The 11,730-nt window shown below is 63.2% G+C and carries 11 protein-coding genes and 1 tRNA gene; 5 read left to right on the forward strand and 7 right to left on the reverse strand.

Features of this window, described 5'->3' with window-relative positions:
- Positions 1-33: 33 nt before the first annotated feature.
- The 7 genes from fliN to V1279_RS04190 form a co-directional block, all read right to left on the reverse strand.
- Positions 34-384, reverse strand: coding sequence for a flagellar motor switch protein FliN (gene fliN / locus V1279_RS04160; RefSeq protein ID WP_108521346.1), 351 nt, complete (start codon positions 382-384; stop codon positions 34-36).
- Between the two features lie 19 nt (positions 385-403).
- Positions 404-1,030: a FliH/SctL family protein gene (locus tag V1279_RS04165; protein ID WP_334432752.1), complete on the reverse strand. Its 627-nt coding sequence runs from the start codon at positions 1,028-1,030 to the stop codon at positions 404-406.
- Positions 1,030-2,115 (reverse strand): flagellar motor switch protein FliG, encoded by a 1,086-nt coding sequence (gene fliG / locus V1279_RS04170; protein WP_334432756.1) that lies wholly within the window; start codon positions 2,113-2,115, stop codon positions 1,030-1,032. The genes V1279_RS04165 and fliG overlap by 1 nt, the downstream gene beginning before the upstream one ends.
- Position 2,116: 1 nt before the next feature.
- Positions 2,117-3,739 (reverse strand): flagellar basal-body MS-ring/collar protein FliF, encoded by a 1,623-nt coding sequence (gene fliF / locus V1279_RS04175; protein WP_334432758.1) that lies wholly within the window; start codon positions 3,737-3,739, stop codon positions 2,117-2,119.
- Between the two features lie 170 nt (positions 3,740-3,909).
- On the reverse strand, positions 3,910-4,185 hold the full coding sequence (gene sciP / locus V1279_RS04180) for a CtrA inhibitor SciP (RefSeq protein WP_002714638.1): 276 nt from the start codon (positions 4,183-4,185) through the stop codon (positions 3,910-3,912).
- Positions 4,186-4,392: 207 nt separating this feature from the next.
- Positions 4,393-5,088: a flagellar hook assembly protein FlgD gene (locus tag V1279_RS04185; protein ID WP_334432760.1), complete on the reverse strand. Its 696-nt coding sequence runs from the start codon at positions 5,086-5,088 to the stop codon at positions 4,393-4,395.
- 11 nt (positions 5,089-5,099) lie between these two features.
- Positions 5,100-6,788 carry a flagellar hook-length control protein FliK gene (locus V1279_RS04190; protein WP_334432762.1) on the reverse strand — a complete coding sequence of 563 codons (1,689 nt, stop codon included), beginning with the start codon at positions 6,786-6,788 and terminating at the stop codon, positions 5,100-5,102.
- Between the two features lie 346 nt (positions 6,789-7,134).
- Here V1279_RS04190 and mnmA point away from each other — a divergent pair, with 346 nt between their 5' ends.
- The 5 genes from mnmA to V1279_RS04215 all read left to right on the forward strand — a co-directional run bounded on the left by mnmA (position 7,135) and on the right by V1279_RS04215 (position 11,653).
- Positions 7,135-8,334, forward strand: a complete 1,200-nt coding sequence (gene mnmA, locus V1279_RS04195) for a tRNA 2-thiouridine(34) synthase MnmA (protein WP_334432764.1) — start codon at positions 7,135-7,137, stop codon at positions 8,332-8,334.
- Positions 8,335-8,355: 21 nt separating this feature from the next.
- Positions 8,356-8,994 (forward strand): class I SAM-dependent methyltransferase, encoded by a 639-nt coding sequence (locus V1279_RS04200; RefSeq protein WP_334432766.1) that lies wholly within the window; start codon positions 8,356-8,358, stop codon positions 8,992-8,994.
- Between the two features lie 138 nt (positions 8,995-9,132).
- Entirely contained in the window at positions 9,133-9,498 is a 366-nt protein-coding gene (locus V1279_RS04205) for a hypothetical protein (protein ID WP_334432767.1), read from the forward strand.
- A gap of 115 nt (positions 9,499-9,613) precedes the next feature.
- A tRNA-Met gene (locus V1279_RS04210) sits at positions 9,614-9,690 on the forward strand.
- 1,012 nt (positions 9,691-10,702) lie between these two features.
- On the forward strand, positions 10,703-11,653 hold the full coding sequence (locus V1279_RS04215) for a DUF2971 domain-containing protein (protein ID WP_334432770.1): 951 nt from the start codon (positions 10,703-10,705) through the stop codon (positions 11,651-11,653).
- The last annotated feature ends 77 nt before the right edge of the window (positions 11,654-11,730 follow it).

Consider the following 11,730-nt stretch of genomic DNA (forward strand, 5'->3'; position numbering starts at 1 on the left):
TCGCGCCGTTCACGGCGCGTATCGCCAAAATTGTTAGCTGCGTTCCGCCTTGATGATTTCCGTCATGGTCACGCCGAGCTTGTCTTCCACCAGCACGACCTCACCACGCGCCACCAGGCGGTTGTTGACGTAGATGTCGATGGCTTCGCCGACGCGGCGGTCGAGTTCGAGCACGGTGCCGGGTCCAAGCTTCAACAATTCGCCGACGTCCATCTTGGAGCGGCCGAGCACGGCCGAGACCTGCACCGGCACGTCGAACACGGCCTCGAGGTCGGCGGCGATGCGCGAGGCCTGTTCGTCCTCGTTGTAGGCCAGATCGTCGATCGGCGGGGCGTCCGCGGCGTTGAGATCGGGTAGCGGTACCTGTGCGTCGGTGTCACTCATGGTTCAGTCCTCATGGCCTTTACGTTTCGGCCTGATCGCGGGACGCCAGATAGCGCCCGACGAGTTCGCTGATCTTCACTTCGATGGCTGCGCGTTCCAGCACCATGCCGCCGTCGGCCCATTCGATCCTGCAGTCGCCGGTGGCAATTCCAGGCTCGGCCAGGATCACCAGCCGGCCCTCGAAGCCGCTTTGGGCCGCCTGCCGTTCGATCTTCTCGCGCGCGGCCTCGTAGAGCTGGTCGTTGATGCGGACGACGAGATGCGGGATTGCGACCAGGTGGGAGAAGCAGTCGCTGACGAGGGCAGTGATTTCGCCGAGCGGTTCGCGGACGATCAGTTCGCTGCACAGCTTGCGCGCCACCGCGACCGCGACTTCGACCGCCTCGGTTTCCATCCTGGCCTCGATGCCGGAGAAGCGCGTGGCGATACCCCTGATGGCGATGCCGATCTCTTCCAGCGCCAGCGCCGAGCGGCGGTCGCTCTCCACCCTGGCCTCGTGCTGGGCCGCCTCGTAGCCGGCGCGGTAGGCACGTGCCTCGGCCTCGGCGATCTTCTGCGCGATCTCGGTGGCCGTTGCCGCGCGCTCGCGCGCCTTGTCCGGCGCCGCGAAGTCTGTGTCGAACAAGAATTTTGCGGGCGCGGCCATCAGTACACCAGTTCGTCGTCGGCGCGGTTCTTGGTCAGCGTGATTTCGCCCCTGGCGGCCATGTCCTTGGCAAGGTTGACGAGCAGCGCCTGCGCCTCGTCGACATCACGCAGCCGCACCGGCCCCATCGCGGCCATATCGTCCATCAGCATCTTGCCGGCGCGTGAGGACATGTTGCCGAGGAAGAAGGCACGCACCTCCTCATTGGCGCTCTTCAACGCGATGCCGAGCTTGTCCTTGTCGACATTGCGCATCAGCGTCTGGGCCGAGGCGGAGTCGAGCTTGATGAGGTCGTCGAAGGTAAACATCAGCGCCTTGATGCGCTCGGCGGATTCGCGGTTTTCCTCTTCCAGCGAGGTGATGAAGCGGGTCTCGGTCTGGCGGTCGAAATTGTTGAAGATTTCGGCCATCACCTCGTGGGCGTCGCGACGGCGGGTCTGCGACAGGTTGGACATGAACTCGGTGCGCAGCGTCTGCTCGACGCGCTCGATGACTTCCTTCTGCACCGCTTCCATCTTCAGCATGCGGCCGACCACGTCCAGCGCAAGATCCTCGGGCAGGATCGCCAGCACGCGCGCGGCGTGCTCCGGCTTCAGCTTCGACAGCACCACTGCGATGGTCTGCGGGTATTCGTTCTTGAGGTAGTTGGCGAGCACCTCTTCCTGCACGTTGGAGAGCTTCTCCCACATGTTGCGGCCGGCGGGGCCGCGAATTTCATCCATGATGCCGGTGACGCGCTCGGACGGCAGATATTGCTGCAACAGCCGCTCGGTGGCGTCGAAGGTGCCCATCAGCGCGCCGGATGCCGACATCCGCGAAACGAATTCGAGCAGCAGGTCTTCCACGATGTCGGCTTCGACGGTGCCGAGCGTCGACATATGGATCGACAGTTCGCGTACCTCGTCGTCGTCGAGCAGCGACCACACCTTGCCGCCATATTGCTCGCCCAGCGCCAGCATCAGGATGGCGGCGCGCTTCGGGCCGCTCAGCGGCTTGCCCTTCGGCCGGCTCGCCTGACGGCTCGCCAGCGCCGAGATGACGGTGGTGATGTCGTTGGCGTTTGAAGTTTGCGGTACGGCGGCCATGTCAGTTCTCGACGGGTTCGCTGAGCCATTGGCGAACGATGGAGGCGGTCTCGTTCGGATTGCGTTCGGCCAGTTCGCCGACCCGGTGCACCGCTTGCGCGTGGACCTGGCCCTGAACCTGGGCGACGTCGATCAACTGGGCGGTGCCGCTGGTGCCGGCAATCAGGGCCTGGCCGGGTCCGAGTTCGGCCTGCGTGCCGTCGGTCAAAGCGAGCGCCGGCTGGGGCTGCGCGGGAATTACTTCGGCAGCCAGGATGCGCTTGACCAGCGGGCGGATCACCATGAACAGCACCACGAGGCCGAGCAGCATCATGACGCCGAGTTCGATGACGTACATGACGTCATCCTTGGTGAACTGCAGCATGCCGAGCAGGCCGCCCGGCTCCACCACCGGGGGGACCGTCGGCGCTTCGGCAAAGCGAAGATTGACGACCTCGACCTGGTCGCCGCGCTTCTGGTCGAAGCCGATCGCCGAGCGGACCAGGGTGGCGATGCGGTCGAGCTGTTCCTTGCTGCGGTCCTGATAGACCATTTCGCCTTTTTCGTTCTTGGTATAGGCGCCGTCGACCAGCACCGCGACCGAGATCCGGTTGACGCGTCCGGCCTCGGTGACCTCGGTCTTGGTGGTGCGGGAAATCTCGTAATTGTTGGTCTCTTCGCTCTTCTTGCTCTGGTCGCGGGCCGCAGGCCCGGTGGTGTTGGTCTGGTTGCCGGGCAGTTCGTTGTTGACCGTCACCTGGCCGTTGTTCTCGGCGGTCAGCGAAGATTCCTCGCGGGTCTGGGTGGAGCGCAGCACGCGGCCCTCGGGATCGAACTTGTCCGAAGTCTGGGTGACCTTGTTGTAGTCGAAGTCGGCGGTGAGCTGGACGCGGGCACGGCCCTGGCCGACCACCGAGGAGACGATCGCCTCGACCTCGTTGCGCATGCGCTTCTCGAAGGCCGTGCGGCGCTCTTCACCGACGGCGATATCGGCTTCCTTGCCGGCGCCGTCAGCCAGCAGCCGGCCGGCTTCGTCGACGATCGACACCCGCTGCGGCTTCAATCCGTTGACGGCTGAGGCGACGACGTGGCGGATGGCGCGGATCTGCTGCGGTTCGAGGCTGCCGCGCACCCGCACCACGATCGAGGCTGACGGCTCCGGCGCCTCGCGCGCGAACAAGGGCCGTTCCGGCAGCACCAGATGGACGCGGGCGGCCTGGATGCGGTCGATGGCGCGGATGGTGCGGGCGAGTTCACCCTCCAGCGCGCGCAGATGGTTGATGTTCTGGACGAAGCTCGTGGTGCCGAGCGCATCGGACTTGTCGAAAATCTCGTAGCCGACGCCGCCGCCCTTGGGCAGGTTGCTTTCGGCCAGCTTCATCCGCAGCCGCGTGACCTTGTCCTTCGGCACCATGATGACCGCGCCTTCGTTGCGCAGCTCGAAGGGAATGGCCTGGCGCTCCAGATCCTTGATGATGCCGGAGGAATCTTCGGTGGAGAGGTCGGTGAACAGGGTGGTCATCTGCGGCGTCGTGACGCGCATGATGACGAAGGCGAAGAAGCCGATCAGCGCGGTCGTCACCGCAACCATAGCCATCAGCCGTGACGCACCCAGGCCTTTCAGGAAAGCAACGAGACTTTGCACCAACCGCCCCCAGGGATTCGGCCCCAGGGACCGACTGGGCAATTATTGCCTAGGGGATGGTTTCGATATGGTTAACAACCGTTAAAGCCGTCGCGATTAGTTCCGGCATGAAAAAAACCGACTTCGCAAAACGAAGCCGGTTTTCATCAAATCTTTCGGTTCGGGAGAGTTTACTGCCGATATTGCTGAATGCGGGTGGTCCGCAAACCGGCCAGGCCATGCTGATCGATGGAAAACTGCCAGGACAGGAATTCGTCGACTGTCAGCGTATAGCGGCTGCAGGCTTCCTCGAGGGAGAGCAGGCCTCCGCGGACTGCCGCAACGACTTCGGCCTTGCGGCGGATCACCCACCGTTTGGTTCCGGGCGCGGGCAAGTCGGCAATTGTTAACGGACTGCCGTCAGGCCCGATGACGTATTTTACCCTCGGGCGATGGGGTTCTGTCATGGCGTACTCACAAACTCTCAACCACTGAACTCACGGTAGTAAATCTACGCCCCCCGGCTTAAAATTTGCCTAAGCCTACGGCTTCAATACGAATCTCCTTGAAAATGATGGAAAATAGCTTCGGCCCGGGTTCCCTGTGACGCTTTTGCGTACAATCAGGGATTGCCGGGCGGGAGAGCTTATCAAACGATGCGAGCGGTGAGGGCGCTAGCTGGAGGCGCCCGGACGGACCACGCGCTTGATCTTGTCGGTGGTGTAGTTTTGCCCGCCGATCGAAAGCAGCGGCGGGGAGGCGCTGAGATCGACTGAGTCGACGATGCCCTGGACCTCGGTGGAGATCGCCACGTTGTTGCCGGAGCTGTCCTTGCCGGTGGCGGTCAAGGTGTAATTGCCGGCCGGCCACTGCACCCCATCATTGCCCTTGCCGTCCCAGACGAAACTGGAATTGCCCTCTTTCAGCGCATAGGACCCGGTATAGGCGGTCTGCCCGGCCGAATTGGTGATCGTGATCGTCGCGGAGGTGCTTTTCTCGGAGTGAAAATTCCAGGTCGCCGATTTGTCGAACTGCGCCTTGCTGCCGTCGACGGCAACGGTATTGCCGACATAAACCAGCGCCTGGGTCGCCTGCGCGCTCTTTTCGATCTCCACCAGCGCCTTCAACTGTTCGTTCGATCTGAGCTGCTGCTCGACTCCGGCAAACTGCACGAGCTGCTGGGTAAACTGGTTGGTGTCCAGCGGATCGAGCGGATTCTGGTTCTGCAGCTGCGTGGTCAGCAGCGTCAGGAAGGTCTGGAAATTATCCGCAATTCCCGTCGTCTTCTCCGAAGCGGTCTTGTTGCTGGCGGCGGTACCGGTCCCGGTCGCTGAGACGATCGTCGTCGGCATGGTTGCATCGACTGCCATGGCGGTCTCCCTTAAACTCTGATGTCGACGCCGCCGCTCGAACCGAGCATGCGGCCATAGCCGCGGCCGGCGACGACGGCCGGCACGCTGTCTTCCTCGCCGACGACGAGGCGATGCGCGTTGGGATTGGACTGGTTACCGTCGTTCTGGCCTTGCGAAGATTGGTCGCGCAGGCTGAACTGCAGTCCGCCATTGCCGGTCGAGAGTCCGGCGTTGTCGAGTGCGCGCTGCAACTGGTTGGCGTCCTGGCGTAGCATTGACAGCGTTTCCGGCCGTTCGACCGTCAGATGCGACGTCATCTGGCCGTGGCGATCGATATCGATGCGGACATCGATGCGGCCGAGTTCGGCGGGATCGAGCCGGATTTCGAAGCGGGTCTTGCCGCTCTTGGCAGACGCGGCGATTTCCATCGCAAGTCCGCTCACCAGTACCGGCGCGCTTGCGGCGGCCGTGGCGGTAAGCTGGGTCGCAGTAGCCGGCGTCGTGGCGGGAGCGGCCGATTGCTGCGCCTGGATTGCGCCGGCGGCCTGCAGGCCGTTGCCGGAGGAATTGACCGGCGACTGGCCGACATCAAGGGCGGCAAGATACGCATTGGTTTGGGCGGCCGGCGGCGCGATGGAATTGCCTGACGCGTCGGCCTTCACGGCGTCGGCTATGCCATTGTCGGACTTCGGCTTGCCCGCGGCTTCGGTCGGCGGCGTGACGGCGGGCACAATGGTATCCGCGGCAGGTGCTGCGGGGGCGGCAGTATCGGTGGTGACGGTCTGCTCGACCGCCGTCGTGGCGCCCTTCCTGGCGAGATCAGGGTTCTTGAGTTGCGCGGCGGCTTTGGTGGCGGCGGGCGTCGCTGCGACCACTGAAGCGGCCTGAGCAATACCGGTTGCGATGGATGGATCGGCGGATGTGGCCTGGGCGCTGACGGCCTGGCCGACGCCGCCTTGCGCACTGGTCTTGGCGACGACGTTGGCCTGCGCGGCGTTCGCGGTCGCGGGCTGGGTGGCGGCGGCCTCGGTGGCTTCAGCGGCGGGAGCGGCCGGCGCGGTCTCGGCGGCGAGCGAAGCGGAGGCTGCGATCGCTGCCGCTGCGATGGCAAGCGGCGCGGTCGCCTTGTCGGTTGCTTGTGTCGCGGAAGCTGTCGCCGCCGGCGCTGCGGCAGCAGGGATGGCAACGGCAATGGCATCGGCCGTCACGACGGCCGTTCCCTCCTGTGACGTCTCGGTCTGATCGCCTGCCGCGGAAGCGTCGCCGGAAGATGCCTGCGTCGTCTCGTCGGACTTTGCGCCATCGGACTTCGGGGCATCGGACTTCGATTTGGCGCGGCGGTTCGTCGCGGCATCGGTCTTGGTATCGGCATCGGCGGTGCTGTCGGCTTTGCCGTCGTCGCGTGCCTTGTCGCTGTGTGCTTTGGCCGCGGCGTTGCGATCATTCGAATCGTTGCGCGCGGCCTTGTCCGCCTTGTCCGATGCGGCAGCATTGTCGCGCGCACGGTTGTCGGATGCGGCTTGCGCATCGTCGGAGCGGCGCGGGGCGGGCGCGTTGTCCTGGGTGCGATTGTCGTTGTTGTTGGCGGCCGTATTGCTGTCGACCAGCGCCGCGAAGCTGTCGTTTCTGGCCGGCGGCTCGGAATCCGGCCGGGCGGACCTCGCCGCCGCATTTTGAAAAGATGTGTTTGCCGATACTTCTGACGTGACACTAACCACGGGCGACCCTCGCGCTGAGCTCTCGGCTACCATTCAGCAAGGACCGGGCCACTCGCCGCTTAAGAAAAGATCGTGATATTTCAGATGCTTACGAGGGTGCCAGCCAGAGTGCAGGGCATGATCGCGGCCCCCTTTTCTGCCCGGCGGCAAGATTTGCCGTCCTGGACACGCTCCAAAATGGGGATCGGCTGATTGCCTCGCGGGAATACGGCCTATATTAAAGAGCGGCGTCCGATCCGGCCCGGTATGGCCGAATGCCGTCCTAAGGCCTTATGATAAAAAGGCTTTTTAACCCTGGCCGCGAGTCGCGTTAGCGCGCTTGCGATTGAAGTCGATGACCCCTGGCATGCGAAACAGTCTGGATCTCGAAGGCCGTCCGCAAGATACGCGGATCGTGGTCGCCATGTCCGGCGGCGTCGATTCCTCGGTGACGGCTGCCTTGCTGAAGTCCGAGGGCTACGACGTGGTCGGGATCACGCTGCAGCTTTACGACCACGGCGCGGCCACCCATCGCAAGGGCGCCTGCTGCGCCGGCCGCGATATCCACGATGCCCGCAACGTCGCGGAGCGGATCGGCATTCCGCATTACGTGCTCGACTATGAAAGCCGCTTCCGCGAATCCGTGATCGACAATTTTGCCGACAGCTACGCGCTCGGCGAGACGCCGGTGCCCTGCATCGAGTGCAACCGATCGATCAAGTTTCGCGATCTCTTGGCGACCGCGCGCGAACTCGGCGCGCAGGCGCTCGCGACCGGGCATTATGTCGCCTCGCGCCGTCTCGCCGACGGATCGCGTGCGCTGGTGTGCGCGGCGGATTCCGATCGCGACCAGAGCTATTTCCTGTTCGCGACCACGCGCGAGCAGCTCGACTATCTGCGCTTCCCCCTTGGCGACATGACCAAGCCGCAGGCGCGCGAACTGGCGCGTCGCTTCGGCCTCGAAGTCGCCGACAAGCAGGATAGCCAGGACATCTGTTTCGTGCCGACCGGGCGCTACACCGATATTATCGGCCGCCTGAAGCCGGGTGCGATCGAGCCCGGCGACATCGTCGATCTCGACGGCCGCGTCGTCGGCCGGCATCAGGGCATCGTTCATTTCACCGTCGGCCAGCGCAAGGGACTGGGGATCGCCGCCGGCGCGCCGCTCTATGTCGTCAAGCTCGATGCGGCCAGCCGCCGCGTCGTGGTGGGGCCGCGCGAGGCATTGCGGATGGATCGCATCCGCCTTCGTGACATCAACTGGATCGGCGACGGGCTGCTGGATCGCGTCATCGGCGACGGCATCGAGATGTTCGTGCGCGTGCGCTCGACGCGCGCGCCGCAGCCGGCCTGGTTGCGCGCGGTCGACGGCGGTTATGAGGTCGAACTCGTTGCCGGCGAAGAGGGCGTTTCACCCGGCCAGGCCTGCGTGTTCTACGATGCGCCTGCGGGACAGGCGCGCGTGCTCGGCGGCGGATTCATCAAGAGCGCGACCGCACGCCATGCGGCGGCGAGGGCAGGGGCGCAGCAAGCGACCGCGCCACTCGCCGAGGCAATGCGCAGTTAAGAAAAAATCGGGGCAGGGGAAATGGCTGGGGACATCGACCGCGAGGGGGTCGAAAAGGCTTATGGGCGCTGGGCGCCGGTCTACGATCTCGTTTTCGGCAAGGTATTCGACGAGGGCCGCCGATCGACCATCGCGGAAGCCGACAAGATCGGCGGGCGCGTTCTCGATGTTGGCGTCGGCACCGGGCTGTCGCTGTCCGAATATTCGCGCAGCACGAAATTGTGCGGCGTCGACATTTCCGAGCCGATGCTGCGGCGGGCGCGGAAGCGCGTGCGCGAGTTCGGCCTCACCAACGTCGAAACGCTCGCGGTGATGGACGCCAAGAACCTGGCGTTTCCGGATGCGTTTTTCGATGCGGTGGTGGCGCAATATGTCATCACGGCGGTGCCGGATCCCGAGGCGACGCTGGATGATTTTATCCGCGTGCTCAAACCCGGCGGCGAGCTCATCCTGGTCAATCACATCGGCGCCGAAAGCGGCCCGCGCCGCATCTTCGAACTGGCCTTCGCACCACTGGCGCGGCGGCTCGGCTGGCGGCCGGAATTCCCGTGGGAACGCCTGACTGACTGGGCCGCCAAACATGGCGGTGTCACCCTGACCGAGCGGCGGCCGATGCCGCCGATGGGACATTTTTCGCTGATCCGTTTTCAGAAATCGTGAAGCGCATAGCGTTTTCGAGCGAAGCATGCCCTCGGACTTGATCCGGGGGTGGAGGCCGGTTCGCGTTAAGAAAACGCGTCAAACAAAAAGCGACAGTTTGACTGCGGAACCTCCGCAAGTGCAGGCCGTTTCCTCTGCATGGCAATGAAACGCGCCCTTCTGATCTCATGTGTGTTGATGGCGGCCGCCGACGTGGCGAGGGCGCAGGCCCCGCCAGGTCCGACCACGCCGCCGGCTCAGACCGCGCCGCCATCGCCGCAGCGCGCCGCCGATTGCGCGCCGATGCAACCGTTGCCGAAGCCCGGCGAGAAAGCTCCGGAGGGAACGACCACCGGTCAGCGAGTCGAGCCGCTTGGCGACAAGCTGGCCCGCTCGGAGGGCGTATTGTGTCCGCCTCCAGGCGTCGATCCCGAAATGCACGCGCCGGCGCCGGACTCGGGCAAGACGCCTGTGATTCCCCCGCCCGGCAGCCCCGGCGGCGACCCGTCAATTCGGCCGAAATAGCGCTATTTTGCAGGCGCTTGGCTGGACCGCTGGCTTTGCTTGACAGGTCCTTAAGCCACTCCTTATATGCCGCGCGTTCGCGAATGCGGTATAGTGTGCCGCGACGACGAACCGTGGCGAGGTAGCTCAGCTGGTTAGAGCACGGGAATCATAATCCTGGGGTCGGGGGTTCGAGTCCCTCTCTCGCTACCAAAAAATACCATTCGAATCAGCATCTTACATCGAATTCATCTGCTGCCCATGTCGGCAGAGATCTGCCCGTAGCAGGGTCTCGTAGCAAACACGACCGTCGCGCGCGATAATCGAATCCTCTTAGTAGGCAAAGTTATCTCGCCGCATCCCAATCGGCTATCGAATCCTTAAACGAGGAATGTCGATGCACGTGTTCAAGGGCATAAGCGATTCCTTGAGATGCATGGGTTCATGGACCGCCTTTTGTTGTAGGTGACCCGGCTTGACGCGCTCGACCGGGGCTTCAGTGGTTCATCTGTGTTTCGCAGTTTTCCGGAAGTTGGTGAGGGGTCTTCCGATTGGTGGGAGGGCCCGCAAAACGGCGGTGAGAGTCCCTCCCTCTCCGCCACCGGACCCCGACGTGCGAAAAACCCAACAAAACCGGGCATTTCCAGAGCCACCGGATTCGGACGGTGGAGAACCGCGGTGGGGACCCGCGGGCGGACCAAGTTGCCACCAATGCAGCTGCAGGGGAAGGTCGAATCCTTGGAAGACACTAGGCGGAATAGCCGCCGTTTTGGTCCGATAGATTCGTACCGAGTCCTTGAACCGCGGCACGGCTGCAGCGTGCGAGCCTGAAGCCCGCCTCAACCCAAATTCAATCTGGCATTGATACTCGCGACCCGCTGCCCTTGTCGATCGAAGGAGGTGGACGCAGTTGACCGCCGGCGCGGTAGGCTTCCGGTGGACAGGTCCGTTCCGCCAGGTTCCGGCCTTTTTCGTTTGTGTGCTATACTACCATTGATGCGTAAAGTTATTGCCTACATCGAAGGGTTTAATCTCTACCACGCGATAGACCACATGAAATGGCTCGACCTGAAAGTCCTCGCCGCCAGCATTTGCGGCGGGAACGAAACGCTTGGGCCACCAACACCTCCACGGCGCTGTCGTGGACACAAGTACAGATGTTTAGCGACATAATCGCCGCAAACAGCGCGGCGATTCGATTTACGAGATAACGTTGGGTGGAGCGATGGCTGGGGGCGACAAGATACCGAAGCGACTTTACAAATACCGAGCGTTCAGCAACCTCACGCTCGACGTTCTGGTTGCCGACAACCTCTTCTTCGCTGATCCGAGCACCTTTAACGATCCCCTCGACACACGTCCTTCCCTGGAGACAGATCTCGGCGCGCAGGATCTCGAGCGTGTTTTCATCAAATTCGTTGAGCGACGTGTTACTGCCGAGATGGCCGCGGCGGCGAAGAAAATCAAATACCGAGGGCCGAAGACGGTCGAGCACATCTCTCGGCAAGCTCGCCGGCGCGCCGAAGAGCTGATCGCAAATATTCGGTACAACGCCACGAATCCAGAATACGAGGTCGCGGATCCTCTCCAGGTTCTCCTCGGTCAATACGTCGAGGAGGAACTGCTCCGTCAATACGATAAGGGAATCGTCTCGTTCGCCGAACGGACGAATTGCCCTCTGATGTGGAGCCACTATGGCGACCAACACAAAGGCGTGTGCATAGGCTACTCGGTCCCGGACGATGCCGCCGAAAACCTCTACAAGGTCGGATACGGCGGCTGCAGGTTCGTGGAAGCGAGCAAAGTCGCCGCCATGCTCGATGGCGACGATATAGCCCGTCAGACTGTCGATACCGCGGTCCTGCTTAGAAAGGCAGCGAGCTGGCGCTATGAACGGGAATGGCGGCTAATCGGCCAGCGGGGCTTGCAGAATTCCCCGCTTGAGCTGGAGGAGGTCATCTTCGGCATCCGGTGTGAGTCCGCCGTCAAGTACGCTGTGGTGAAGGCTCTGGAGGATCGGCGCCGACCTGTCCGCTTCTACGAGATGCGGGAGCTACGTGGCACGTTTCGACTCAAGAAGTGCGCGCTGGACACGGATGAACTATGCGCGTTCTTTCCACGGCGGTTCCGTTCGATTTACGAGGCGTTCGAGACCGTGAGCGAGGTCGAGGCTTGACATGCGATCTCGATCGTCAATGGCGGGGCAGTATCCATTTTCGCACCGGTATCGCACCCGTCGCGGTGATAGCCAGA

Source organism: Bradyrhizobium sp. AZCC 1610, assembly GCF_036924515.1.
Taxonomy (GTDB): domain Bacteria; phylum Pseudomonadota; class Alphaproteobacteria; order Rhizobiales; family Xanthobacteraceae; genus Bradyrhizobium.